General features: G+C 65.1%; 23 protein-coding genes and 1 riboswitch. Of the genes, 13 read left to right on the top strand and 10 right to left on the bottom strand.

Features of this window, described 5'->3' with window-relative positions; translation table 11 throughout:
- Window positions 1-2 precede the first annotated feature (2 nt).
- From gcvPB to gcvT, 4 genes are read right to left on the bottom strand one after another with little or no spacing between them, the layout of a single operon-like run.
- Window positions 3-1562 carry an aminomethyl-transferring glycine dehydrogenase subunit GcvPB gene (gcvPB, locus tag V6B08_RS13990; RefSeq protein WP_341981902.1) on the bottom strand — a complete coding sequence of 520 codons (1560 nt, stop codon included), beginning with the start codon at window positions 1560-1562 and terminating at the stop codon, window positions 3-5.
- Complete coding sequence (gene gcvPA / locus V6B08_RS13985; protein ID WP_341981900.1) at window positions 1562-2902, bottom strand: aminomethyl-transferring glycine dehydrogenase subunit GcvPA; 1341 nt, start codon at window positions 2900-2902, stop codon at window positions 1562-1564. Before gcvPA ends, gcvPB begins: the two co-directional genes overlap by 1 nt.
- Before the next feature lie 9 nt (window positions 2903-2911).
- Complete coding sequence (gene gcvH, locus V6B08_RS13980; protein ID WP_341981898.1) at window positions 2912-3286, bottom strand: glycine cleavage system protein GcvH; 375 nt, start codon at window positions 3284-3286, stop codon at window positions 2912-2914.
- Between the two features lie 8 nt (window positions 3287-3294).
- Window positions 3295-4413 carry a glycine cleavage system aminomethyltransferase GcvT gene (gcvT, locus tag V6B08_RS13975; RefSeq protein WP_341981896.1) on the bottom strand — a complete coding sequence of 373 codons (1119 nt, stop codon included), beginning with the start codon at window positions 4411-4413 and terminating at the stop codon, window positions 3295-3297.
- Window positions 4414-4591: 178 nt separating this feature from the next.
- A riboswitch (glycine riboswitch) is annotated at window positions 4592-4702 on the bottom strand.
- Between the two features lie 177 nt (window positions 4703-4879).
- On the opposite strand from gcvT, the gene V6B08_RS13970 reads away from it, so the two are divergent.
- The 4 genes from V6B08_RS13970 (at window position 4880) to V6B08_RS13955 (ending at window position 10130) form a co-directional block, all read left to right on the top strand.
- Complete coding sequence (locus V6B08_RS13970) at window positions 4880-5422, top strand: Mpo1 family 2-hydroxy fatty acid dioxygenase (protein ID WP_341981894.1); 543 nt, start codon at window positions 4880-4882, stop codon at window positions 5420-5422.
- Between the two features lie 21 nt (window positions 5423-5443).
- On the top strand, window positions 5444-6493 hold the full coding sequence (locus V6B08_RS13965) for a cyclase family protein (RefSeq protein ID WP_341981892.1): 1050 nt from the start codon (window positions 5444-5446) through the stop codon (window positions 6491-6493).
- 137 nt (window positions 6494-6630) lie between these two features.
- Window positions 6631-8532, top strand: coding sequence for a methyl-accepting chemotaxis protein (locus tag V6B08_RS13960; protein ID WP_341981890.1), 1902 nt, complete (start codon window positions 6631-6633; stop codon window positions 8530-8532).
- 50 nt (window positions 8533-8582) lie between these two features.
- On the top strand, window positions 8583-10130 hold the full coding sequence (locus tag V6B08_RS13955; protein WP_341981888.1) for an acetolactate synthase large subunit: 1548 nt from the start codon (window positions 8583-8585) through the stop codon (window positions 10128-10130).
- Between the two features lie 2 nt (window positions 10131-10132).
- Here the strand turns inward: V6B08_RS13955 and V6B08_RS13950 are convergent, their stop codons facing one another.
- On the bottom strand, window positions 10133-11695 hold the full coding sequence (locus V6B08_RS13950; protein ID WP_341981887.1) for a methyltransferase regulatory domain-containing protein: 1563 nt from the start codon (window positions 11693-11695) through the stop codon (window positions 10133-10135).
- 206 nt (window positions 11696-11901) lie between these two features.
- Here V6B08_RS13950 and ykgO point away from each other — a divergent pair, with 206 nt between their 5' ends.
- The 5 genes from ykgO to glcF all read left to right on the top strand — a co-directional run bounded on the left by ykgO (window position 11902) and on the right by glcF (window position 16981).
- Entirely contained in the window at window positions 11902-12027 is a 126-nt protein-coding gene (gene ykgO / locus V6B08_RS13945) for a type B 50S ribosomal protein L36 (RefSeq protein ID WP_290980092.1), read from the top strand.
- Between the two features lie 154 nt (window positions 12028-12181).
- Window positions 12182-12919 carry a FadR/GntR family transcriptional regulator gene (locus V6B08_RS13940; protein ID WP_341981885.1) on the top strand — a complete coding sequence of 246 codons (738 nt, stop codon included), beginning with the start codon at window positions 12182-12184 and terminating at the stop codon, window positions 12917-12919.
- A 10-nt stretch (window positions 12920-12929) separates the two neighbouring features.
- Window positions 12930-14417 carry an FAD-linked oxidase C-terminal domain-containing protein gene (locus tag V6B08_RS13935; protein ID WP_341981884.1) on the top strand — a complete coding sequence of 496 codons (1488 nt, stop codon included), beginning with the start codon at window positions 12930-12932 and terminating at the stop codon, window positions 14415-14417.
- Between the two features lie 15 nt (window positions 14418-14432).
- Window positions 14433-15680 carry a glycolate oxidase subunit GlcE gene (gene glcE, locus V6B08_RS13930; protein ID WP_341981882.1) on the top strand — a complete coding sequence of 416 codons (1248 nt, stop codon included), beginning with the start codon at window positions 14433-14435 and terminating at the stop codon, window positions 15678-15680.
- Window positions 15680-16981, top strand: coding sequence for a glycolate oxidase subunit GlcF (gene glcF / locus V6B08_RS13925; RefSeq protein WP_341981881.1), 1302 nt, complete (start codon window positions 15680-15682; stop codon window positions 16979-16981). The genes glcE and glcF overlap by 1 nt, the downstream gene beginning before the upstream one ends.
- Before the next feature lie 166 nt (window positions 16982-17147).
- Here glcF and V6B08_RS13920 read toward each other — a convergent pair whose 3' ends face one another.
- Window positions 17148-17369: a hypothetical protein gene (locus V6B08_RS13920; RefSeq protein ID WP_341981880.1), complete on the bottom strand. Its 222-nt coding sequence runs from the start codon at window positions 17367-17369 to the stop codon at window positions 17148-17150.
- A gap of 78 nt (window positions 17370-17447) precedes the next feature.
- Complete coding sequence (locus tag V6B08_RS13915) at window positions 17448-17921, bottom strand: low molecular weight protein-tyrosine-phosphatase (RefSeq protein ID WP_341981878.1); 474 nt, start codon at window positions 17919-17921, stop codon at window positions 17448-17450.
- Between the two features lie 62 nt (window positions 17922-17983).
- Between V6B08_RS13915 and V6B08_RS13910 the strand changes: the two genes are divergently transcribed.
- A complete protein-coding gene (locus V6B08_RS13910) occupies window positions 17984-18508 on the top strand; it encodes a nuclear transport factor 2 family protein (protein WP_341981877.1) in 525 nt (174 codons plus the stop codon).
- A 3-nt stretch (window positions 18509-18511) separates the two neighbouring features.
- Here V6B08_RS13910 and V6B08_RS13905 read toward each other — a convergent pair whose 3' ends face one another.
- Together V6B08_RS13905 and V6B08_RS13900 are read right to left on the bottom strand one after the other, a co-directional pair.
- Window positions 18512-19369 carry a 23S rRNA (adenine(2030)-N(6))-methyltransferase RlmJ gene (locus V6B08_RS13905; protein WP_341981875.1) on the bottom strand — a complete coding sequence of 286 codons (858 nt, stop codon included), beginning with the start codon at window positions 19367-19369 and terminating at the stop codon, window positions 18512-18514.
- A 5-nt stretch (window positions 19370-19374) separates the two neighbouring features.
- Entirely contained in the window at window positions 19375-19866 is a 492-nt protein-coding gene (locus tag V6B08_RS13900; RefSeq protein ID WP_341981872.1) for a glutathione peroxidase, read from the bottom strand.
- Window positions 19867-20077: 211 nt separating this feature from the next.
- Between V6B08_RS13900 and V6B08_RS13895 the strand changes: the two genes are divergently transcribed.
- Complete coding sequence (locus V6B08_RS13895) at window positions 20078-21205, top strand: EAL domain-containing protein (RefSeq protein ID WP_341981870.1); 1128 nt, start codon at window positions 20078-20080, stop codon at window positions 21203-21205.
- A 95-nt stretch (window positions 21206-21300) separates the two neighbouring features.
- On the opposite strand, the gene V6B08_RS13890 is transcribed toward V6B08_RS13895, so the two are convergent.
- Window positions 21301-22086: an HAD-IIB family hydrolase gene (locus V6B08_RS13890; protein ID WP_341981868.1), complete on the bottom strand. Its 786-nt coding sequence runs from the start codon at window positions 22084-22086 to the stop codon at window positions 21301-21303.
- Window positions 22087-22282: 196 nt separating this feature from the next.
- On the opposite strand from V6B08_RS13890, the gene V6B08_RS13885 reads away from it, so the two are divergent.
- Window positions 22283-22669, top strand: coding sequence for a MaoC family dehydratase (locus tag V6B08_RS13885; protein WP_341981866.1), 387 nt, complete (start codon window positions 22283-22285; stop codon window positions 22667-22669).
- Window positions 22670-22674: 5 nt separating this feature from the next.
- Window positions 22675-23601 carry a bifunctional riboflavin kinase/FAD synthetase gene (locus tag V6B08_RS13880; protein ID WP_341981864.1) on the top strand — a complete coding sequence of 309 codons (927 nt, stop codon included), beginning with the start codon at window positions 22675-22677 and terminating at the stop codon, window positions 23599-23601.
- Window positions 23602-23776: the final 175 nt, after the last annotated feature.

The raw sequence follows: 23776 nt of genomic DNA, 5'->3' as shown, positions 1-23776 counted from the left end.
GTTTACTCCGCCGCCGCCTTGCTGTCCGGCGCCGGCTTCCAGCGCAGCACCGGCTTGCGCGCGGCCTGGGTTTCGTCCAGGCGGCGGCGCGGGGTCAGGCGCGGTGCACCCTGGAAGTATTCCGCGTTGCCGCCCGCGCGGGCGCGTTCGGCGAGGCCGCGCAGCACGCCGATGAAATGATCGAGCGCATCCTTGCTCTCGCTCTCCGTCGGCTCCACCAGCAGTGCGCCATGCACCACCAGCGGGAAGTAGACGGTCATCGGGTGATAGCCCTCATCGATCAGCGCCTTGGCGAAATCCAGCGTGGTGACGCCGGTATCCTTCAGGAAGGCGTCGTCGAACAGGGCTTCGTGCATGCAGGGGCCTTCGAAGGCCGGGCTCATCACGTCGCCGCAGGTTGCCATCACATAGTTGGCCGCCAGCACGGCATCTTCCGCCACGCGCTTGAGGCCGTCGCCGCCATGGCTGAGCATGTAGGCCAGCGCGCGGATGAACATGCCCATCTGGCCGTGGAACGCCTTCATGCGGCCGAAGCTCATGCCGTTCATGTCGATTTCCACCAGCTTGTAGCCGGCCTGGGTCAGCATCACGTAGGGCAGCGGCACGAAATCGGCCAGCGCTTTCGACAGCACCACCGGGCCCGAGCCGGGACCGCCACCGCCATGCGGTGTCGAGAAGGTCTTGTGCAGGTTGATATGCATGGCATCGATGCCAAGATCGCCCGGCCGCACCTTGCCGACGATGGCGTTGAAATTGGCGCCGTCGCAGTAGAAGAAGCCGCCGACGCCATGGATCAGGTCGGCCACCTGCTTGATCTCGCGCTCGAACAGGCCGCAGGTATTCGGATTGGTCAGCATGATCGCCGCCACATCCGGCCCCAGCTTGGCCTTCAACGCTTCCAGGTCGACGCGGCCATCGGCGGTAGCCGGGATCGGATCGACTTCATAGCCGCACATCGCCGCCGTGGCCGGATTTGTCCCATGCGCGGACTCTGGTGCAAGAATCCGCTTGCGCGCATCGCCGCGCGCGATCAACGCCGCGCGAATGGCCATAAGGCCGCAGAGTTCGCCATGGGCGCCCGCAGCCGGGCTCATCGCCACCGCCGGCATGCCGGTGAGGCATTTCAGCCAGTCGGCCAGTTCACCGATCAATTGCAGCGCACCCTGCACGGTACTCACCGGCTGCATCGGATGCAGGTCGCCGAGGCCCTTCCAGCGCGCCAGCTTCTCGTTGAGGCGCGGATTGTGCTTCATGGTGCAGGAGCCGAGCGGGAACACGCCCATGTCGATGGCGTAGTTCTTGCGGCTGAGCCGCACGAAATGGCGGATCACCTGCGGTTCGGAAAGGCCGGGCAAACCAATCGCGCCCTTGCGGCGCAGGCCGCCAAGGCGCTGGGTTACAGCCGGCGGCTCCGGCAGATCGACGCCGCAGCGGCCTTCCTCGCCCTGCTCGAAGATCAGCGGTTCTTCGTGATCGAGGCCGCGATGACCGCCAATGGTGCCAAGCTGCGCGGTTTCACTGGTGGCGTTCGGGGTGGTGGGACGTCCCTGGCGGTTCAGCATCACAGCACCTCCTCGAGCGCGGCGACCAGCGCCTCGACATCCTCATCCGTGTTGGTCTCGGTGGCGGCGAGCAGCAGCAGGTTTTCCGCTTCCGGCTCGTCGGGCCACAGGCGCGAGGCCGGCACGCCGCCAAGGATGCCCTTGGCCGCCAGCGCCTCGACAACTTCCTTGGCCGGCTTCGGCAAGCGCAGGGTGAATTCGTTGAAGAAAGCCTGGTTCACGACTTTGGCGCCCTTGAGGCCATCCAGGCGTTCGGCGAGTTCGACCGCCTTGCCATGATTGATCTCCGCCAGCCGCACCAGCCCGGCCTCGCCGAGCAGGCTCAGATGGATGGTGAAGGCGAGCGCGCAGAGGCCCGAGTTGGTGCAGATATTCGAGGTCGCCTTCTCGCGGCGGATATGCTGCTCGCGGGCGGAAAGCGTCAGCACGAAGCCGCGCTTGCCGTCCTGGTCCACGGTCTCGCCACAGAGCCGGCCCGGCATCTGGCGCAGGAACTTTTCCTTCGCCGCGAACAGGCCGACATACGGCCCGCCGAAGCTCAACGGCACGCCGATGCTCTGGCCCTCGGCGACGACAATGTCAGCGCCCATCTCGCCCGGCGGCGTGATCAGGCCCAGCGACACCACTTCGCTTACCGCCACCACCAGCAGCACGCCCTTGGCCTGGCAAGCCTTGGACAACGCCGTGAGGTCGCGCACATGGCCGAACAGCGACGGGTTCTGCACCACCACGCAGGCAGTCTGGTCGTCGATCAGCGTGCTCAGATCTTCCGTGCCGGCCACATCCATCGGCGCGGCGACGAAGGGCTGGTCGGTCTGGCGCATCAGGGTGGTGACGACATCGCGGTAATGCGGATGCAGGCCGCCGGACAGCACTGCCTTGTGCCGCTTGGTGACGCGCTGCGCCATCAGCACGGCCTCGCCGCAGGCAGTGGCGCCGTCGTAGAGCGAGGCATTCGCCACATCCATGCCGGTGATCAGCGCCACCTGGGTCTGGAATTCAAACAGATATTGCAGCGTTCCTTGAGCGATCTCGGGCTGATACGGCGTGTAGGAGGTGAGGAATTCGCTGCGCTGGATCAGATGGTCGGCGGCGGCCGGGATATGGTGGCGATAGGCGCCGGCGCCAAGGAAGCAGGGCGCGTCGGCGGGGGAGAGATTCCTCGCCGCCAGCGCCGCGATATGGCGTTCCACTTCCAGCTCGCCGCGATGCGGCGGCAGGTCGATCTCGGGATTCAGCGCCTCCGGTGGCACATCCTTGAACAGAGCATCGATATCGCTGACGCCGATGGCCGCCAGCATGGCTTGGCGGTCGGCGGCGGTCTGACCCAGGTAACGCATGACAGAACCTCAGAGCGTGGCGAGATAGGCGTCGTAGGCGGCGCGGTCCATCAGCGCATCCAGTTCGGCCGGATTGGCGATGGTCATCTTGAAGAACCAAGCACCGCTTTCAGCGGCGGCATTCACCAGCGCCGGATCGGCTTCCAGCGCGCTGTTATTCTCGGTGATGGTGCCGCCGACGGGTGCGTAGATTTCGCTCGCCGCCTTCACGGATTCGACCACGGCGATCTCGCCGCCGGCATCCACCTGGCGACCGGCCTGCGGCAGTTCAACGAACACCACGTCGCCAAGCTGGCTCTGGGCGTAATCGGTGATGCCCACGGTGCCGGTGTTGCCGTCCACGGCGATCCATTCATGATCCTTGGAGTAACGAATATTGGGCATGGGGTTCCTCAGGCTTTGGCGTAACGCTTGGTGATGAAGGGAAGGGTGACGATCTTGGCCGGCAGCGGCTTGCCGCGCACGATGAGCTGCACCGGCGTGCCGGCGGCGGCAGCGGCGGTTTCGACATAGCCCATGGCGACCGGGGCATCGACGCTGGGGCCGAAGCCGCCCGAGGTGACGATGCCGATCTTGCGGCCATCCAGATTCTGCACCTCGGTGCCCTCGCGGGCCGGGGCGCGGCCTTCCGGCTGGATGCCGACGCGTTTGCGGCTTACGCCATTGCTGAGTTGCTGCTGCACCACGGCGGCGCCAGGGAAGCCGCCCTCGGCGCGGCGGCGCTTCGAGATGGTCCAGTTCAGCCCGGCTTCGATCGGTGTCGTGGTGGTGTCGATGTCGTGGCCATAGAGGCAGAGGCCGGCTTCGAGGCGCAGGCTGTCACGCGCACCAAGGCCGATGGGCTTCACTTCCGGCTGGCTCAGCAGCCAGCGCGCGAAGGCTTCGGCTTCACGGGCGGCCAGCGAAATCTCGCAGCCATCCTCGCCGGTATAGCCGGAGCGGGTGACGAAGCAGGCATGCGGCCCGAGCTTCATCTCAGCGCCTTGGCCGAATTGCAGGTCGCTGACCATCGGGTTGAGCCGGGCCAGCACTGCCACGGCCTGCGGCCCCTGCAGAGCCAGCAAGGCCTGATCGGCCAGGTATTCCACTGTGCAATCGGGCAGGCCGCTTTTGAGCAGGGCGATGTCCTGCTCCTTACAGGCGGCGTTGACGATGACGAACAGGTCATTCGGCCGCTTGTTCACCATCAGGTCATCCAGGATGCCGGCGGCATCGTTGGTGAACACGGTGTAGCGCATGCGGCCGACTTCCAGCGCCACCAAGTCGCCGGGCACCAGCCGCTCCAGCGACTTCGCCGGATCGGCGCCGGTGATCAGCACCTGGCCCATATGCGACACGTCGAACAGGCCGGCGGCGGCGCGCGTATGCTTGTGCTCGGTGAGGATGCCGGTGGGATACTGCACCGGCATCTCGTAGCCGGCGAAGGGCACCATCTTGCCGCCCAATTCCTTGTGCAGCGCGTTGAGCGGCGTGAGCTTGAGGTCTTGTGAATCTGCGCCTGGTGTCGCCACGGGTCCTCACGGAGCAAAGAGTCGGTACGGCAAACGGGCTTTCACCCGTCTGCGCCCCCTCTGTCCGTGGACCTGAGAGATTCGTCGGCTTTCCGTAAGGACAGGTGTCCTTTCGGGACGCGACTTACTCCGTCGGTGGGCGGCAGGCCGGGCCTGACACCGCTTTCCAGAGCCTCGCAACGATCCCACGGTCCTTCGGCCTGAGAGTTTCCGGGGCGGTTGCTCCTTCGGCGCGTCGGGCTCGGGTTCCAGTAGCTGGAGCCGCCGACGGCTCTCCCACGGGATCTGAGCGATGGGGCGAGCATAGGCGGGCGGCCAAGCGAGTCAAACCCTTTCGCCCCGCAACGCAAAAAGCCTGGGGAAAACCCAGGTTGACAGGCAAAAACGGCAGAGTAGGGTTGAGTTATACACAAGCCCGCGCCGCCGACTCGGCAGGGGCCATAAAGCTTAAGCCGGGAGAAGTCAGATGAATCCGTTCTTCGTCGAGCAGATGGCAATGTATTCCGCCTATCACCGCGATGCGCGCAACCGCGCCACCCATTTCATCGGCATCCCCTCGATCGTCTTTGCGTTGTTCGTGCCGCTGGCCTGGATCAATCTTGGCAGCGTGGCGGGCCTGCCGCTCACCGGCGCGGTGCTGCTCTGGGCTGTCACTGGCGTGTTCTATCTCTGGCTCGACCGCCTGTTCGGTTTCCTCATGCTGCTGGTCAGCCTGGCACTGCTCACTGCCGCGCATCAGATCGCCATGTTGGGCAGCATGATGGGCTGGAGCGTGTTCGCCATCGCCTTTGTCGGCGGCTGGGTGTTCCAGCTTGTCGGGCATGCCTTCGAGGGCCGCCGCCCGGCCCTGGCCGACAATCTGCTGCAGGCGCTGATCGGCCCGATGTTCCTGGTCGCTGAAACCGCCTTCGCCGCCGGCCTCAAGCCGGAGCTGCATGAGGCGGTGGAGGCGCGCTGGCAGCATTACTCGGTCGGTGCCATGCAGGAACGTGCTGCTGCTGTGAATTGACGCCCCCGAATTGAGGCTGGCATGAATCCGCGCTGGAAGCGTCGGCCCGCAGGGTCGACCTGGGGCGATTTCGGCCCGGACGATCAACTCGGCCGGCTCAACCTGATCACACCGGAAAAGACCCGCCAGGGTATTGCCGAGGTGCGCGAGGGGCGGCGTTTCTGCCTGTCGCTGCCGCTGGAATATCCCGGCGGCAATATCCTCAACCCGCGCCGCCACCCACCGCAGCTTTTTGCCACCTCGCGCGGCGATGTCGGCAACATGGTGCATCGCCTGTCGCTCTACGATGTGCGCCACAACGATGTGATCTGCGATGATCTGGCGCTGATCTACCTGCAATACTCGACGCAATGGGACAGCTTCGCCCATGCCGGCCAGATGTTCGATGCCGATGGCGATGGCGTGCCGGAGCCGTGTTTCTACAACGGCTTTCGCGGCGGCGTGGAGATACCGGAAGCCATCGACCGGGGCGCAATAGGCGAGCGGCGCCCTGACCGCTTCGAGCAATCCGGCGTGAAGGCACTCGGCATCGAGACTTTCGCGCGCCATGGCCTGCAGGGGCGCGGCGTGCTGGTGAACCTGTTCGATCTGGTGGGCCTGCCGCGTACATGGGTCGGCTATGACATCATGATGCGGGCCATCGAGGCGCAGAATGTCATGGTCGAGAGCGGCGACATGCTCTGCCTTTATACCGGCTTCGGCGACACGCTGCTGAGCATGCAGGCCAAGCCGGACCGGCAACGGCTGGAAAATTCCAATGCGGTGATCGATGGCCGCGACGCCCGGCTGCTGAACTGGATCACCGACAGCGGCATCGCGGCATTGATCGCCGACAATTATGCCGTCGAGGGCCTGCCCTCCAAAGAGGGCGGCGAGGAAAGCCACGCCGCGCTGCCGCTGCATGAGCATTGCCTGTTCAAGCTTGGCGTGCCGCTGGGCGAAATCTGGTATCTCTCCGAACTCGCAGCTTACCTCAAGGCGGCGGGCCGCAGTCGCTTCCTGCTTACCGCGCCACCGCTCCGGCTGACTGGCGCGGTCGGCTCGCCGGTGACGCCCATTGCCACGGTATAATGGCCGTGGGTGCGCAACCTCTAATTCGGTTGGTCTCTACATTTGTTCGTGAACCAACAGACAATCGCTAGCTGATTCCGCATCGTATCCGTACCGTTGCTGTAAGCTTTTTGCCAAATACAGACGGGAGGTGCGTCATGGCCTGGTTCCGGAATCTTGGTCTGCTCAGCAAGCTGCTTGGCGTTGTCGGTATCCTCATCTTCACCGCCGGCCTGATGGCCTATGGCGGGGTCAGCGCGCTTGGCAAGATGGAGCAGGCGCTGATCCGCATCGATGATGCTTCCACTCGGCTGGAACATGCCGGGCGCGGCACGGTGAACCTGGTGCAGTTCGTGCGCATGGCGGAAGCGATGACCCGCCGGCTGGACCCGGCCCTGCGCGATACCGTGATCAAGACCGCCGACGATGAACTGCGCCGCTACCAGAGCCGCATGGATCGGCTGAAGCCGCTGATCGACACCGATGCCGACCGCAAGGATTTCGCCGACATGCAGGCGGCAGTGGACCGGTATATCCCGCTCTACCGTGCCGCGCGCGAAGCCAGCGACAAGGGCGATTTCGCCACTGCCGAAGCCGGCATCATCGCGGCATCGGCGCAGTTCAATGCCGCGCGTCAGAGCCTGCGCAACATCGAAGACCGCTACAACAAGCAGCAGGAGGAGGTGCAGAAGGCGGCCCTGGCGGAAGCCAGGATGACGCGCACCGAGTTGATCGTGGTTGCCATTGTCGGCTGTGCTGCAGGCTTGATGCTTGCACTGGGTATTGTCTTGATTGGTGTCACCCGCCCGTTGCAACGCATGATCACCGCGATGCAGCACCTCGCCGATGGTCGGCTCGATGCCCAGGTGCCGGTGTTGCAGCAGACTGACGAGGTCGGTCGCATTGGTGCGGCGCTGGCGGTGTTCAAGGAAAATGCCGTGGAGAAGCAGCGCGCCGAAGCCGAGATCGCGGCGCGACGCCAGGAGGCCGAGGCGCAGCGTGAGGCGCGCGAAGCACGCGAACGTCAGGCGGCGGCGGAAGTTGCCGAGCTTTGCCGCCGCATCACCGCCGGCGACTTGTCAACGCGGCTCAATGAAACCGACAAGGAAGGTTTCCTGCTCACCTTGAGCCAGGAACTCAACCGCCTCTCGGGCACGCTCGGCACCGTCACCGGCGGGCTCGCCAGCGTGATGGAGACCATGGCCAATGGCGACCTGACGCGACAGGTCGATGGGGAATACCAGGGGGTGTTCGCGACGTTGAAAAACAGCGCCAACGGTATGGCGGCGCGCTTACGCGAATTCGCCGGTCGGCTGTTGCAGACAACCGAGGCGGTACATGGCGCAGCAGCGGAAATCTCCACCGGCAGCCAGGATCTGGCGCAGCGCACCGAAAGTCAGGCCGCCAGTATCGAGGAGACGGCGGCGTCGATGCATGAAATCACCACCACGGTGAAGCAGAATGCCGACAATGCCCAGGCCGCCAACCAGTTGGCGAGCACGGCGCGCGACACCGCCGAAACCGGCGGCAAGGTGGTGGGCGATGCCGTGGCGGCAGTGACCCAGATCGAGGCCAGCGCACGGAAGATTTCCGACATCGTGGCACTGATCGACGAAATCGCTTTCCAGACCAACCTGCTGGCACTCAATGCCTCCGTCGAGGCGGCGCGGGCTGGCGAGGCCGGTAAAGGATTTGCGGTGGTGGCGCAGGAAGTGCGGGCGCTGGCGCAGCGTTCCGCCAGCGCTTCGAAGGACATCAAGGCGCTGATCTCCGAATCCAATGCCCAGGTGAAGACCGGCGCCACCCTGGTCAACCGTGCCGGTCAGTCGCTGGTCGATATCGTCGCGGCGATCAAGAAGGTGTCGGATATTGTCGCCGAGATCGCCGCCGCGAGCCGCGAGCAGGCGACGGGTCTGGACCAGATCAACACCGCTGTTGGCAGCATGGACGAGATGACCCAGCGGAACGCGGCACTGGTCGAGGAAACCACGGCGGCGGCGCAGTCGCTCACCACCCAGGCACAGGAACTCGCGGCCTTGGTGCGCTTCTTCAAAACCTGAGCCGGATCGGCTACACCTTTCCTTCCCCAAGCTGAAGGAGAGGGTGCAGTATGAACGGCGCGGAAAGTCTGGTGCGGTCGCTGGTGGCGAGCGGCGTGGAAATCTGCTTCGCCAATCCCGGCACGTCGGAGATGCATTTCGTCGCCGCACTCGACCATGTGCCGGGTATCCGCTGCGTGCTGGCGCTGGCCGAAGGCGTGGTGACGGGTGCCGCCGATGGCTATGCCCGGCTTGCCGGCAAGCCCGCCGCCACCCTGCTGCATCTCGGCCCCGGCCTCGCCAATGGCGTGTCCAACCTGCATAACGCGCGCAAGGCCAATTCGCCCATCGTCAATGTGGTTGGCGAGCATGCCACCTACCATCTGCAATACGACGCGCCGCTGACCTCCGATATCGAGGGCATCGCCCGGCCGGTCTCGGCCTGGATCGGTCGCGCCGAGACGGCTTCAGAAGTCGGGCCGCTGGGTGCCCAGGCAGTTGCTGCGGCGATGACCGGCGCCGGCGGCGTCGCCACCATGATCCTGCCTGCCGATACTGCCTGGAACGAGGCGGAAGGTGTGGCCCCGAAGGTGGCGGTGCCGGCGCGGCGCAAGGTCGACGATGCCGCTATTCGAGCCGGTGCCGAGGCCCTCAAGAAAGGCGGCAAGAATGCCATGCTGCTGCTCGGCGGCAAGGCGCTGCATGCGCGCGGCATCATGCTGGCCGGCCGCATCCAGGCCGCCACTGGCTGCCGCCTCTCCGGCCAGGGCAGCAACGCGCTGATCGAGCGCGGCCCGCATCTGCCGGAAGTCGGCCGCATTCCCTATGTGCTGGAAGTGGCGTTGGGCTATCTCAAGGATGTGCAGCAGCTTGTCATGGTCGGTGCGCGCAATCCGGTGGCTTTCTTCGCCTACCCCGGCAAGCCCAGCGAATTGCTGCCCGAAGGCAGCGCGCGCGTGCCGGTGGCCGCCATCGAGGACGACCTGGAGGATGCGCTGGAGCGCATCGCCGCCGCGCTGAACGCGCCGGAGCGTTTCACGATAGCGCCGAAGCCGGCGATGCCGGCGATGCCGAGCGGCCCGGTGACGCTGGATGGCATCGCCGCCGTGCTGGCCAACCTGATGCCGGACAACGCCATCGTGGTGGATGAATCGATCACCACCGGGCGCGGCATCTTCGCCGCCCTGGCTGCCGGCCCGCGCCATGACTGGCTGCAGAATATGGGCGGCTCGATCGGCTATTCGCTGCCCGTGGCGCTCGGCGCGGCACTGGCGGCACCCGACCGCAAGGTGGTGGCGCTGACCGGCGATGGCAGCGCCTTCTACACCGAGCAGGCATTGTGGAGCTTCGCGCGCGAGAATGCCGATATCACGGCGGTGATCTTCGCCAACCGGCGCTATGCCATCCTGCAGGGCGAACTGACCAATGTCGGCGTTGGCAATCCGGGGCCGCGCGCCGTCGATATGCTGACCCTCGACCGCCCCAATCCCGACTGGGTGAAGCTTGCCGAGGGCCATGGCGTTGCCGCCGAGCGCGCCACGGACCTGGACGGGTTCGCGGCGGCGCTCAAGCGGGCTTTCGGGCAGCGTGGCCCGCGCCTGATCGAACTGGTGTTCTAGTCTTACGAAGCGACCCCGAGCGCCTGCAGCAGTGGCAGGCGGTCGAGGAAGATTTTGGCGTCGGCGGCAAGCTGGGCGATGTTTTCATCCTCGCTCTGCAGCGTCTTGCCGTCCTTCACCACGCGCTGGCCGATGCTGGTCATAATCGCCCAGGCACCCTTGGCGAGCGCTGCGGCGTCTGGCGTCTTCTTACTTTTCTGCTCGCCCAGCACGGCCAGGAACATCTGCTGCAGGCGCGGCACCGGCACGCCGGCGCCGAGCACCGGCGAGGCCATGCACATCACCTCGGTATGCTCGCGCGCCATCTTCAGCAGGGCAGCGTTGAATTGCTGCGCGGCCGGGGCGGCTGCGGCGGCTTCCTCGGCGCTTTGTGCCGCAGTGGCATGGTTGGCGCCAACCAGCAAGGTCACCGCCTGGATGATCTGCAGCGGGTTGATATTCTTCGGCGCCAGCACCGGCACCAGTTCGCCGAGCGTCTTGGGCCGGTAGTTATCCGCCGCCAGGGCCTCGATCAGCGGCGTGTAGACGGCGGGACTGAGGTTCACCTCGCCCACCGCGGCATTCAGCTTCAGCGGCACTTCATTGGCCAGCACGGTCAGCGCCACGCGGCTCTGCATCAGCAGGGCGGTGCGTTCCGGCATGTTCAGCAGGCGCTGGCCACGGGTGAAGATGTCGCGGCGGAACACCTGGTTGACGATGAAATCGCGGGTGCTTTCGCGCAGCAGCGGATTCTGGATGCCGACCAGCATCTGCCGCGACTGCTCGCTGAAATTCACGTTGTCGATATGGTCGAGCAGGTTGGACGAGGCCGCGAAGCTCAGTTTGGCGGTTTCCAGATGCCGCACCGCATCGGCGAAATACATCGGCTTCCAGTCGGCGTTGAAATACTCATGCGCCAGATAGTTGGCCGGCTTGTCCTTCAGGCCCTTGAGGCGGTCGCGGGCGCCGGGCACCTGGCGGAAATAGGCGGCGCCGGCATTATCCACCTGCTCGCCGAAGGCAATCGCCGCCTGGATGCGCTTCTGGATGCCCTGTTCGGCGCTGCCGGCGATATCCTCGTGCAGCTTCATCAGGTGGCGCACCGGCATCGAGGCCGACCAGCCGGGCAAGGTGTTGTAGGACATGTACACCGCGCCGCCGACCGCCAGATGCTTGCGGATGATCGCCACGATCGTGTCGCGGTGCTTGTCCGAAACCCAGGTCCAGATGCCGTGCAGGGTGATGAAGTCGAATTTCGGCAGGTCGTCGCGTTCCAGCAGCTCGGCGAAGCCGTCATCGAGCAGGTTGGCGCCATTGCCGCCGGCCTTGGCCAGCGCGCGGGCGCCAGCGGCCTGATTCGGGTTGAAATCGGTGCCCCAGAAGGAGCCGCGGTTGGAAGCGGCATGGATATTGACGCTGACGCCCTGGCCGAAGCCCAGTTCCAGGTAGTTCACCGGGCCTGAGGACGGCGGCGCAACGCCACGCAACGCCAGGGCAAAGCGCAGATGCGCCGGCGCCAATTCGCGGTAATAGCCATAGGTATAGTCGATTTCCGCGACGTATCCGGCGGTCCAGTCAGGCTGCACAGGCCTCTCCCAAGTAATTCAACCCTAGGAGTGTAGCAAAAAGCCTTCCGATTTATTAAGCCGCAGCCGGAAACCGGGGGCTTTTTCGCCGTTGACAGGCCCGGACCGGCTTTGTATGTTCCGCCCGCTTTTCGCGCCGGTGCGGCTAGCTGCGCCGGCTTTATCATTGCCCGTGTATGGGTTCGACGAGATCTAGGGTTCGTGTCATGAAGGTCATCAATTCGCTGAAGTCCGCCAAGACCCGCCATCGCGATTGCCGCGTGGTGCGCCGCAAGGGCCGCGTCTACGTCATCAACAAGACCAACCCGCGCTTCAAGGCCCGCCAGGGCTAATAGCTGCGGCGGCGCTGGATTTCTGGCGCTGGCTCAAGAGTTTCTCCGTAAACGGCCTGGACGATTCGTCGTCCGGGCCGTTTGTCGTTCGGGGCTTGACGGGCAAGGTTCCACGGGATAGTTGTCAGCTTGTCTGACAAATTTTCGGGAATCGATGCTGCATTTCAGCCAGAGCCATAGCCTGAGCCAGACGGGCGACCTGCCGCGCCCGAGTGGCCTGGGCTCGGCTTTGGCCGACAGGTTGTTGGCGGCGATTCGCGAGGGCGGCCTGGCGCCAGGCGACAAGCTGCCGACAGAGAAGCAGCTTGCCGAGGCCCACAAGGTGAGCCGCGCCGTGGTGCGCGAGGCCATCGCCCGGCTGAAATCCGAAGGCTATGTCGAGACCCGCCAGGGGGCGGGGGCCTTCGTGCTGGCGCGGCCGGGACAGACCAGTTTCCGCCTGACCGCGCCGAATGGCATGGAGACCGGCGACCTGCGCCATGCCTTCGAGTTGCGCGGCGCCATCGAGGTAGCTGCCGCCGAACTGGCCGCGCGCCGCCGCCAGCCCGCCGATCTCGCCGCCATTGCGGCGGCCTTCGCGGCAATGGAAGCAGCCCTGGCCGAAGGCCGCGAGGCGGCCGCAGCCGATGATGCCTTTCATGCCGCCATTGCCGCCGCCACCGGCAATCCGCTGATCCAGCGATTCAGCGATTTCCTGGCGCACCAGTTTTCCGAAACCCGCCAGCTCACCTGGAGCGAGGCCGCGCGTCAGCAAGGCAAGGCCGCCGCCGCACAAGGCGAGCACCAGGCATTGCTGCGCGCGATTGAGGCCGGCGATGCCTTTGCTGCCGCAGATGCCGCGCGGGCCCATGTTGCCGCCGCCGCCGCGCGTTTCGGCTTTGGTTCTGACTGAGGATGCCCCCATGCTGATGCCCGCCCCAGACCCGAAAATCCTCGAACAGCGCGAGGCGCTGATTGCTGATCTGCGCCGTATCGTGCCGGGCGAGGGCGTGATCGTGGATGAGCGATCCTTGCGCGCCTATGAATGCGATGGGCTGACGGCCTACCGGCAATTGCCGCTAGTGGCGGTACTGCCGAGCAATATTGAGCAGGTCTCGGCGGTGCTGAAGCTCTGCTATGAGCGTGGTGTGAATGTGGTGCCGCGCGGCGCCGGCACCTCGCTTTCGGGTGGCGCATTGCCGCTGGCCGATGGCGTGCTGCTCGGCATGGGCAAGTTCAACAAGGTGCTGGAAGTCGATTGGGATAACCGCTGCGCCGTGGTGCAGCCCGGCGTCACCAATCTCGGCATCACCCGCGCCGTGGAGCATCGCGGCTTCTACTACGCGCCGGATCCCTCCAGCCAGATCGCCTGCACCATCGGCGGCAATGTGGCGGAGAATTCCGGCGGCGTGCATAGCCTGAAATACGGCCTCACCACCAACAATATCCTTGGCGTGCAGATGGTGCTGATCACCGGCGAGGTGATCCGGCTTGGCGGCAAGCATCTCGATGCGGAAGGCTATGACCTGCTCGGCGTGGTCTGCGGTTCGGAAGGTTTGCTCGGCGTGGTGACGGAAGTGACCGTGCGCATCCTGCCGAAGCCGACCACCCAGCGCGCCGTGCTGGCCGGCTTCGCCACCTCGGAAGCGGCTGGCGATTGCGTCGCCAAGGTGATCGCCGCCGGCATCATTCCGGGCGGCATGGAGATGATGGACCGTCCGGCGATCCATGCGGCGGAGGATTTTGTTCATGCCGGTTATCCGCGCGATGTCGAGGCCCTGCTGATCATCGAACTGGATGGCCCGCCGGCGGAAGTGGATGACCTGCTGAGCCGCGTCGATCTGATCGCGCGCGGCTGCGGCGCGGTGTCGCTGCGTGTTTCCGAAAGCGAGGAGGAGCGGCTGCGCTTCTGGGCCGGACGCAAGGCGGCCTTCCCGGCGGTAGGCCGCATCTCACCGGATTATCTCTGCATGGACGGCACAATTCCGCGCAAGAAGCTGCCCGAAGTGCTGACGCGCATGGCGCAGCTTTCCGAACGCCACGGCCTGCGGGTGGCGAATGTGTTCCATGCCGGCGATGGCAACCTGCATCCGCTGATCCTCTACGATGCCAATAATCCTGGCGAACTGGAGAAGGCGGAGGAATTCGGCGCCGATATTCTCCGGCTCTGCGTCGAGGTCGGCGGCGTACTCACCGGCGAGCATGGCGTCGGCGTTGAGAAGCGCGACCTGATGCCGGCGATGTTCAACGAGGCTGACCTGGCGCAGCAGGAGCGTGTCAAATGCGCCTTCGATCCCGATCACCGGCTTAATCCCGGCAAGGTGTTTCCGACGCTGCATCGCTGCGCCGATATGGGCGCCATGCATGTCAGCCGCGGCAAGCTGGCCTTCCCCGACATTCCGCGTTTCTAAGGGGTGGGGGCTAAAATGACCGACACATTTCTTCCCGCCACCGCTGAAGATGTACGCCAGGCAATTGCCTGGGCCGCCAACGAGGGCAAACCGCTCAGCCTGATCGGCCATGGCAGCAAGGCCCGGCTTGGCCGCCCCCTATCATCAAATACAGGGGGGCAAAGCGCCCATCTGCTCGATCTCTCCAAGCTCTCCGGCGTGGTGGAGTATGAGCCTGCCGAACTGGTGCTTACGGCCCGGCCCGGCACGTTGATCAGCGATATCGAAGCCTTGCTGGCTGAGCAACGGCAGATACTGGCCTTCGAGCCGCCGGATTTCGGCCCGCTCTGGGGCATGCCGTCGGGGCGTGGCACGCTCGGCGGTGCCATCGGCGCCAACCTCGGCGGCCCGCGCCGCTTCAAGATCGGCGCCATGCGCGACCATCTGCTCGGCTTCCAGGCCGTCACCGGGCGCGGCGAGCTGGTGAAGAATGGCGCCAAGGTGGTGAAGAACGTCACCGGCTACGATCTTTCCAAGTTGCTCTGCGGCGCTTTCGGCACGCTCGCCGCCGTCACCGAGGCGCATGTGAAGGTGCTGCCGGCACCTGAAAAGACTCGCACCGTGGTGGTGTTCGGCCTCGATGATGCCGCCGCCATCCGTGCGCTGGCGGAAGCGGCGCAGTCGCCGCATGAAGTCTCCGGCCTGGCGCATCTGCCGGCCATGCTGGCGGCGCGCTCCGGCATCAGCCGCATCGCCAGTTCAGGCCGTGCCGTCACGCTGGTCCGCGTCGAAGGCACCGATGTATCGGTGACGGCGCGCTGCGATGCGTTGCGCGACCTGTTGGGCAAGCATGGCGAACTTGATGAACTGCATTCGCTCAATTCATCCTGGGCCTGGCGCGAAATCCGCGATGCCAGCCTGCTCGCCCAGCCGCTGGAGCGCGTGCTGTGGCGGGTCAGTGTCGCCCCGAGCAAAGGCCCGGCCCTGGTTGCCGCCTTGCGCGAATGGCATCCCGAGATCGCGTATTTCTACGACTGGGCTGGCGGCCTGATCTGGCTCGCCATCCTGCCGAGCCGCGATGCCGGCGCCGCCGATCTGCGCCGTGCTGTTGCCGAAGCCGGCGGCGGCCATGCCACGCTGTTCCGCGCCGATGACGCCGTGCGCGCCGCTGTTTCCGTGTTCCAGCCGCAGGAGCCGGCGCTGGCGGCCTTGAGCCGCCGCGTCAAGGACAGCTTCGATCCCCAGCATATCCTCAATCCCGGCCGCATGGAGGCGGGTCTCTGATGCAAACCGCTTTCACGCTCGCCCAGCTTGCCGATCCGAATATCGCCGAAGCCAATACCATTCTGCGCAAATGCGTGCATTGCGGCTTCTGCACCGCGACCTGCCCGACCTATGCTTTGCTCGGCGATGAGCGCGACAGTCCGCGCGGCCGTATCTACCTGATCAAGCAGATGCTGGAAGGCGGCGAGGCGGCGACGGAAGAAACCGTGCGCCATGTCGACCGTTGCCTCTCCTGCCTGTCCTGCATGACCACCTGCCCGAGCAGCGTGCATTACATGCATCTGGTGGATCACGCCCGCGCTCATATCGAGCAGACCTACAAGCGGCCCTTCCTCGACCGTGCCTTGCGCGGCCTGCTGGCCTGGCTGCTGCCCTATCCGGGCCGCTTCCGCCTGGCCTTGCGCGGCGCCATGCTGGCGCGGCCGTTTGCTGGATTGCTGCCGGCGAAGCTGCGCGGCATGGTGCAGATGGCCCCGAAGCGGCTGCCCAAGGCTTCGACGCAGGATCGCCCCGGCATCTACAAGGCCCATGGCGAACGCAAGAAGCGCGTGGCGCTGATGACCGGCTGCGCGCAGCAGGTGTTGGACCCGGCGATCAACGAGGCAACGATCCGCCTGCTGAACCGCCATGGCTGCGAGGTGGTGGTGTCGCCGGGCGCGGGCTGCTGCGGTGCGCTGACGCATCACATGGGCAAGGAGCATGACGCGCACCAGAAGGCCAAGGCGAATATCGCCGCCTGGTGCGCCGAGGCCGATGGCGAGGGATTGGATGCCATCGTGATTAATGCGTCGGGCTGCGGCACCACGGTGAAGGATTACGGCTTCATGCTGCGCAACGATGCCGCCTGGGCGGAGAAGGCGGCGCGCGTTTCCGGTCTGGCGAAAGACATCACCGAATTGCTGCTCGATCTCGACTTGCAGCCCAACGGCGCCGTGCCGGCGATGACCATTGCCTATCACTCGGCCTGCTCCTTGCAGCATGGCCAGAAGATCACCACGGCGCCGAAGCAGTTGCTCAGCCGCGCCGGCTTCCAGGTCAAGGATGTGCCGGAAGGGCATCTCTGCTGTGGCTCGGCCGGCACCTACAATCTGCTGCAGCCCGAACTCGCCGGGCAACTGCGCGAGCGCAAGCTGCGCAATATCCAGAGCACCGGCGCCTCGGCGGTAGCGGCGGGCAATATCGGCTGCCTGGTGCAGATCGCCAATGGTGCTGAGGCGACCGGCAACAAGCTGCCGGTGCTGCATACGGTGCAATGGCTGGATTGGGCGACCGGCGGGCCAAAGCCCGAGGGGCTGGACTAGGGCCTGATTGCAGGCCCGACACCTGGCACGTCGTCATGCGCGGACTTGATCCGCGCATCTTGTTCCACTGGGAAAATGTTTACAAACAGTCGAAAAATGAGATGCCCGGATCAAGTCCGGGCATGACGACCTATATGAGGCTCGCACTTATATGGCGCTCTAGCTTTTACTTCTTGCTATCGGCATAGGCGCGGCATTGCTGCTCGGCCTGCATGCGCTGATGCGAGGTCATGGTCTGGCCGGTCTTCAGGCCCTTCTGGATGTCGGACATGCATTCCTGCACCAGCTCGGCATGGGTTTTCTGTACTGGTTGGCCAGGCTTGGCCTGCTGTGCCAGGGCGGGCGCGGCAGCAGCAAGCAGCGCGAGCATGAGAAAAACGCGGATCATGGCAGCTATCCCTGGACGATGTATATCGGTTATAGCACGCCGCCGAGGTAGCTGAAGAGGCGAGCTTCTTAGCATTCGTTAACAGCCGAGAGTGTTGCGGATATGCGCCAGCAATCCGCTGGAACCGGCATGACAGAGCCGGATCACCAGATCGAAACCATCGGCATTGCCGTAATAGGGATCGGGCATCTCGCGCAGCGGCTGTGCCGGCGCGAAATCGAGATAGAGTTTGGCCCGGTTGCGCAATGCCGGCGGCGCCAGCCGTTGCAGGCCCTGCAGGTGGCCGCCATCCATCGCCAGCAGCAGATCGAAATGCTCGAAATCGGCGCGGCTGACCTGGCGGGCACGCAGACCGCTGATATCGACGCCGGCGTTGCTGGCATGGCGGATGCTGCGCGGGTCCGGCGGATCGCCGATATGGTAATCATGGGTGCCGGCGGAATCGACCCGCACGCGGTCAGCCAGTCCGGCCTCGGCAAGGTAGTGCCGCAACATGCCTTCGGCGGTGGGCGAGCGGCAGATGTTCCCTGTGCATACCATCAGAATATTCATGGCGGCATTTTGCCCGGCGCCGGCTCTACCGCAAGCCTCCCGAGGAATAGTAAACTGCCGCCATGCGTGGAGACGAAACCGCCCTGCTTTTTGCCAACGAAGCCTTCTACAACGCCTTCGCCGAGCGCGACATGGTGGCGATGGCGGCATTGTGGGCCAAGGAGAAGCCGATCGGCTGCATCCATCCCGGCTGGCCGCCGCTTTTCGGCCGCCAGGCGGTGCTGGATAGCTGGGAGCGCATCCTGTCCAATACCTCGGCCCCGGATGTGGAAACCGCCGGCGCCGAAGCGGTGTGCTGGGGCGATGTCGGCATCGTCACCTGCTACGAGAAGGTGGACGACACCTATCTGGTCGCCACCAACACCTTCGTGCGCGAGGGCAAGACCTGGAAACTGGCCTATCATCAGGCCGGCCCGGTCTCGACGCCGCCGCCGGGCGGCGCCAGCAACGACGAAGACGACGACGAGGACGAGGATGACGACGAGGCCGTGCTGGCCGAAGCGGAAGCCGGCCTCGAAGACGACGATGACGACGATGATGACGATGACGACGGCGACGATACGCCGCCCTCGCGCTCGATCCATTAAATTTTAAGTTTTCGGCTTCACCAGCCAGTCGATGCGCGTGGCCGCGCCCGGCTCGCGGCCCAGGCGTTCGTTCAGGTATTGCAGCGGCGCGCGAAGCTGTTCGTCCAGCTTCCAGGGCGGGTTGAGCAATAGCAGGCCGGAACCATTCAGCTTGGTGGCATCCCGCGCCGGGCGTATCAGCAATTCCACCCGCAGGGTTTCCGGCAGCGAGGGCGCCAGCGCCTTGGCCCAGGCATCGGTGCTGTCGCGGTCCTTGATCGGATACCACAGCGCGATCTGCCCGGTCTGCCAGCGGCGATGGGCGGCAACCAGTGCCTTGGCCGTCTGGTCGAATTCATCGCGCTGCTCGAAGGCCGGATCGATCAGTGCCAGGCCGCGCCGTGGCGTCGGCGGCAGCAATGCGCCGAGCGCCTCGAAGGCATCGCGCTTGTGAATCCCGATCCTGGCATCGCGGCCCATGTTCCGGCGCAGTGCCTCGTAGGTATCGCCATGCAATTCCACCAGGCTCAAGCGGTCCGGCTCGCGCAAAGCGCGGCGCAGCAGCCAGGGTGAGCCGGGATAATGCCGCAGGCCACTGCCATCGGCTTTCAGTTCCGGATTGAGTTCCTTGAGCGCGGCGAAATAGAGCGGCAGCGCCTTGGCGGCCCGGGCATCGGCCAGCACGGCGCCGATGCCGAGGCGGTATTCGCCGCCGCGCTGTGCCTCGTCGCCGGCCAGATCGTAGAGCCCGGCGCCGGCATGGCTGTCCAGCAGGTGAAACGGCGTCGGCTTGGCGCGCAGCGCTTCCAGCAGATGCAGCAGCACCACATGCTTCAGCACATCGCCGTGGTTGCCGGCGTGAAAGGCGTGACGATAGTTCACCGCGCTTACGCGGGTTTCAGCTTGGCAAGCTCGGCCTCGATGGCCTTGGTCACTTTCGCTTCCGTCGGCTTGGTGGCGGTGGAGAACCAGTCCACCGCGCTGCCATCGCCGGCGATAAGGTATTTGTGGAAGTTCCAGCGCGGCTTGGCGAGTTCGCCGAATTCTGCCGCCAGCCACTTGTAGACCGGGTGAGCCTCGGCGCCGCTTACCTTCTGCTTGTCGGCGAGCGGGAAATCGACATCGAAATTCACCTCGCAGAATTCCTTGATCTGCGCCGCCGTGCCGGGTTCCTGGCCGCCGAAATCGTTCGACGGCACCCCCAGCACCACCAGGCCGCGCTCGCGGTATTTCGTCCACACCGCCTGCAGGTCGGTGTATTGCGGCGTGAAACCGCATTGCGATGCGGTGTTCACCAGCAGCACTACCTTGCCCTTGTACTGTTTCAGCGGCAGCGGCTTGCCGTCGATGCCGGTTAGGTCGAAGTCGTGGAAGCTCATGCCGGTTTTCGCTCGCGCTCGAAAGGGAAGGGCGGCCACGGATAGGAATACGAGGCCGGCTTGCAGGAGACGACGCCTGATCAGGGCCATGACATTTGCCATCGGTTAAGTCTGCGTTAACGCTGCTCAGATAAGCTTGCTCCTTCCCAAAGGCAACGTCCAGTGCCCGAAAGGCATATCAAAAGCCGTTGAGCCGCTGCGGAGGCACGCCATGCCCAGTATTCCCGGTTTACTCAGTTTCATCGCCTGCGGTCTGCTCGGCCTGATCGGTGCTGTCAGCCTGTCGCGCCTGGCGCCGGGCTGGGTGCCGGGCGAAGTGATCCTGCTCAGCGCCGCCTTCGGTGGTCTGCTCTGGGCCTTGCGCGAGCGCTATGAGCGCTTCCGGGTACAGAATCTGCTGCTGGACGAGATCGACCGCCTGGTGCAGGCCGGATCCATCGCGATGCCGGTGCCGGCGCCGCTGCAAGCCAATGACAGCCGGGTTATCGAGAGCCGGCCGGAAGCCCGCGCCGAAACCCGGGCCGAGCCGCGCCTGGCGATGCCGACCATCCTGCCGGATCCGGAGGAAGCAGAGGTTGCGGAGACCGAGATTGCCGACGACACCGCCATCTTCGCCGCCGTGCGCGACGCCCTGAACAACAACCGTGTCGAACTGCATGTGCAGCCGGTGGTCCGCCTGCCGGCGCGCAAGCTGCGCTTCGTCGAATTGTTGGCCCGCGCCCGCGATGCCGAGGGCCGCGAATTGTCGCCGGGCGCCCATATGCCGGCCCTGCAGGCGGCAGGGCTGGCCGCCGAATTCGACGCCCTGATGCTGCTGCGCGGCGTGCAGCTTGTGCGCAAGCTGGAAGCCCGCGCCCGCCATCTCGGCTTCTTCTGCAACATCTCGCCGGCAGCCCTGGCCGACGCACGGGCCTTCGAGACGCTGTATGAATTCCTGCGCCGCGAGCGCGAGCGTGCCGGCACGCTGATCCTGGAATTCGCCCATAGCGGCCTGCGCCAGCTCGACCGCGCCGGCTGGCACCGCCTGGAACGCCTCGCCGGCCTTGGCTTCGGCTTGTCGGTGGATGGCTTCGAGAGCCTGGATATCGATATCGCCGCTTTGGGCAAGCTCGGCGTGCGCTATATCAAGCTGGATGCGCAGTTGCTGCTCGATCCGCGCCATGCCCGCAGCGCGCCGGTGGCACTGGAAGACCTGCTGGAAATCTGCCGCCGCCACGAGATCGAGCCGGTGATCGCCAAGGTGGAGACCGAACGCGATCTGGTGCAACTCGCCGAATATGGCTTCGAACTCGGCCAGGGTCATCTGTTCGGTACGCCGAAGCTCGCCCGCGTGGCTTGACTACTTACCTCGTCATGCGCGGACTTGATCCGCGCATCTCATCAACGAGATCCTCGGGTCAAGCCCGAGGATGACGATGTTGGTATAGTGGTAAGTCACCCCAGCAACATATCCGCCAGTTCGACGAAGCCGCTGCCGCCTTCACCCATCGTGATGAATTTCGGCTTGGCGCTGATGCGGTCGAGAAACGGCCGCACATTGGCGACGCCGACCGAAAGCGGGAAATAGCCGAACATCGGCGCGTCGTTCGGGCTGTCGCCGGAAAACACCACGCTGTCGCGCGCCGCATCCAGGTCGATGCCGAAGCATTCGCTGAAAAACGCCCGCGTCATGCTCAGTTTGTCCCACGCCCCGAACCAGCCGTTGACATGGATCGAGCTGACCTTGGCGGTGGCACCGGCCTGTTCGAACAAGGCCACGATGCGGTCGATGTCGCTGGCGGGGAGTGCCGGCACGTCCTCGCAGAAATCGATGGCGAGGTCGCATTCGCGATATTGCTGGTCGGAGGCGAGCGCCGTGCCCGGCACTTCGCGCAGGATGGTCTCCGCCAGTTGCGCCAGCTTGGCCCGCGACGCCTGGCGCTCGGCCTCGGATTGCCAGAAGCGGCGCTGCATCTTTTTCGCGCGACGGTCATAGCGCATGTAGAGCGCGCCATTCTCGCCGACGATGCCGCTCACCGGCCAGAAGCGGGCGATCATGTCGCACCAGCCGGCCGGGCGGCCGGTGATCGGCACCACGCGGATGCCGGCTGCCTCCAGCCGCTCGAGCGCGGCATAGGCCTTGGCCTCGAGTCGGCCATGGCTGGTCAGCGTGTCGTCGATATCGGTGAGCAGGTAATGGACCTGCTTGCGGACGGGCTCTAGCGCGGCAAGGGATTGCATGGACTGCGGATTTCGACATTTAGAGGGGGTACGAAAGGGTGAGGGGGCGGTGCTTGCCGGTATTTTGGGCAAAAAGTATAGTCGCGCCCCCGATCCGCCGCGTCAACCGCGCCCGGTTCGGCCGGTGGGACTATACAGGATGAAGCGTGCCACGATGAGCCAGCATGGGTTTTACCTTGAGGATTTGTCCGTCGGCATGTCCGCCGTGTTCAGCAAGACCGTCACCGAGGCCGACATCCTGATGTTCGCCGCCGTCTCCGGCGATACCAACCCGGTGCATATCGACCAGGATTTCGCCGCCAGCAGCATGTTCAAGGGCCGCATCGCCCATGGCATGCTCTCGGCCAGCTTGCTTTCCACCGTGTTCGGCACCAAGCTGCCCGGGCCCGGCTGCATCTACCTGTCGCAGGATCTGCGCTTCAAGGCGCCGGTGCGTTTGGGCGAAACCGTAGTGGCCAGGGCGACCGTGACCGAGATCGTGCAGGAGAAGCGCCGCGTGAAGTTCATCTGCGAATGCAAGGTGGGCGATACCGTGGCGATCGAGGGCGAAGCGACGCTGATGGTCAACCGCCGTCCCCATTGACGGCGATGCAGATCATCCGTTCTGCCGCCGAACTGCCCGCCGCCTTGCGCGGCGCCGTGGCGGCGATTGGCAATTTCGATGGCGTGCATCGCGGCCACCGTGCCCTGGTGGCCGAGGCGCAAGCCGTGGCTGCCGGCAACAAGCCTGTCCTGGTGATGACATTCGAGCCGCATCCGCGGCGTTTTTTCGTGCCTTCGGCGCCGCCCTTCCGGCTTGATGCGCTGGAGACCAAGGCGCGTATCCTGGACGGGCTGGGCGTGGATGCCCTGCTGGCTTTGCCGTTCAATGCCGGCCTGGCCGGCCTGGGGCCGGAGGATTTTGTTGCGCGGATTTTGCAGCACGATCTCGGATTGGCCCATGTGGTGGTGGGCTATGACTTCACCTTCGGCAAGGGCCGCGCCGGCGATACCGCCATGCTGAAAGAACTGTGCGCAGCCAGGGGCATCGGCGTCAGCGTGGTCAAGGCGCATGGCGATGGCCATGGGGCTTTCTCGTCCTCGCGCATCCGCGCCCTGCTGCAAGAGGGCAAGCCGGAAGAAGCTGCCGTATTGCTTGGCCGGCCCTGGGAAATCATTGGCGTTGTCGAGCATGGCGACAAGCGTGGCCGCGAGCTTGGCTTTCCCACCGCCAATGTGGCGCTGACCGATTTCCAGATTCCGAAATTCGGCATATACGCCGTGCGCGCCGTCATTGATGGCGAGCGGCATGATGGCGTCGCCAGCCTGGGTATCCGCCCGACCTTCAACCAGACCGATGTGAAACTGGAAGTTTATCTGTTCGACTTTGCCGGCGACCTCTATGGCCGCTCCATGCGGGTGGAATTCCACAACTTCCTGCGGCCCGAGTTGAAATACGAGGGGCCGGAACCGCTGAAGCGGCAGATCGCCGCCGATGTCGAGGCGGCCAGGGCCATGCTGGCGGCCAAAGGTTAATAGCCTCCGGGGGCTGAGAAGTTAACTGTCCCCGGAGGTTAACAGCCCCCGGGAGGTTAACGGCGCTGTCTCGACAGCGTCCGCCGGGGGTGCTAAACCTCGGGCATGACAACCGAAACCGGCCATACGCGCCACTCCGTGGCCCTGCGAATTAGCCGCCCGGTCCTTCTTTAAG

It is taken from the genome of Ferrovibrio sp. MS7 (assembly GCF_038404985.1).
GTDB lineage: Bacteria > Pseudomonadota > Alphaproteobacteria > Ferrovibrionales > Ferrovibrionaceae > Ferrovibrio > Ferrovibrio plantarum.
This window is presented reverse-complemented; position numbering and strand designations above follow the sequence as displayed.

What these genes read in the sequence shown, in the direction of transcription:
- V6B08_RS13935 (WP_341981884.1), top strand. Translation starts at nt 12,930, where the DNA reads ATGCTGATGCCCGCCCCAGACCCGAAAATCCTCGAACAGCGCGAGGCG.
- gcvPB (WP_341981902.1), bottom strand. Translation starts at nt 1,562, where the DNA reads ATGCTGAACCGCCAGGGACGTCCCACCACCCCGAACGCCACCAGTGAA.
- gcvH (WP_341981898.1), bottom strand. Translation starts at nt 3,286, where the DNA reads ATGCCCAATATTCGTTACTCCAAGGATCATGAATGGATCGCCGTGGAC.
- V6B08_RS13910 (WP_341981877.1), top strand. Translation starts at nt 17,984, where the DNA reads ATGCGTGGAGACGAAACCGCCCTGCTTTTTGCCAACGAAGCCTTCTAC.
- glcE (WP_341981882.1), top strand. Translation starts at nt 14,433, where the DNA reads ATGACCGACACATTTCTTCCCGCCACCGCTGAAGATGTACGCCAGGCA.
- V6B08_RS13890 (WP_341981868.1), bottom strand. Translation starts at nt 22,086, where the DNA reads ATGCAATCCCTTGCCGCGCTAGAGCCCGTCCGCAAGCAGGTCCATTAC.
- V6B08_RS13970 (WP_341981894.1), top strand. Translation starts at nt 4,880, where the DNA reads ATGAATCCGTTCTTCGTCGAGCAGATGGCAATGTATTCCGCCTATCAC.
- V6B08_RS13960 (WP_341981890.1), top strand. Translation starts at nt 6,631, where the DNA reads ATGGCCTGGTTCCGGAATCTTGGTCTGCTCAGCAAGCTGCTTGGCGTT.
- V6B08_RS13955 (WP_341981888.1), top strand. Translation starts at nt 8,583, where the DNA reads ATGAACGGCGCGGAAAGTCTGGTGCGGTCGCTGGTGGCGAGCGGCGTG.
- V6B08_RS13880 (WP_341981864.1), top strand. Translation starts at nt 22,675, where the DNA reads ATGCAGATCATCCGTTCTGCCGCCGAACTGCCCGCCGCCTTGCGCGGC.
- V6B08_RS13895 (WP_341981870.1), top strand. Translation starts at nt 20,078, where the DNA reads ATGCCCAGTATTCCCGGTTTACTCAGTTTCATCGCCTGCGGTCTGCTC.
- glcF (WP_341981881.1), top strand. Translation starts at nt 15,680, where the DNA reads ATGCAAACCGCTTTCACGCTCGCCCAGCTTGCCGATCCGAATATCGCC.
- V6B08_RS13900 (WP_341981872.1), bottom strand. Translation starts at nt 19,866, where the DNA reads ATGAGCTTCCACGACTTCGACCTAACCGGCATCGACGGCAAGCCGCTG.
- V6B08_RS13940 (WP_341981885.1), top strand. Translation starts at nt 12,182, where the DNA reads ATGCTGCATTTCAGCCAGAGCCATAGCCTGAGCCAGACGGGCGACCTG.
- ykgO (WP_290980092.1), top strand. Translation starts at nt 11,902, where the DNA reads ATGAAGGTCATCAATTCGCTGAAGTCCGCCAAGACCCGCCATCGCGAT.
- V6B08_RS13885 (WP_341981866.1), top strand. Translation starts at nt 22,283, where the DNA reads ATGTCCGCCGTGTTCAGCAAGACCGTCACCGAGGCCGACATCCTGATG.
- V6B08_RS13920 (WP_341981880.1), bottom strand. Translation starts at nt 17,369, where the DNA reads ATGATCCGCGTTTTTCTCATGCTCGCGCTGCTTGCTGCTGCCGCGCCC.
- V6B08_RS13965 (WP_341981892.1), top strand. Translation starts at nt 5,444, where the DNA reads ATGAATCCGCGCTGGAAGCGTCGGCCCGCAGGGTCGACCTGGGGCGAT.
- V6B08_RS13915 (WP_341981878.1), bottom strand. Translation starts at nt 17,921, where the DNA reads ATGAATATTCTGATGGTATGCACAGGGAACATCTGCCGCTCGCCCACC.
- gcvPA (WP_341981900.1), bottom strand. Translation starts at nt 2,902, where the DNA reads ATGCGTTACCTGGGTCAGACCGCCGCCGACCGCCAAGCCATGCTGGCG.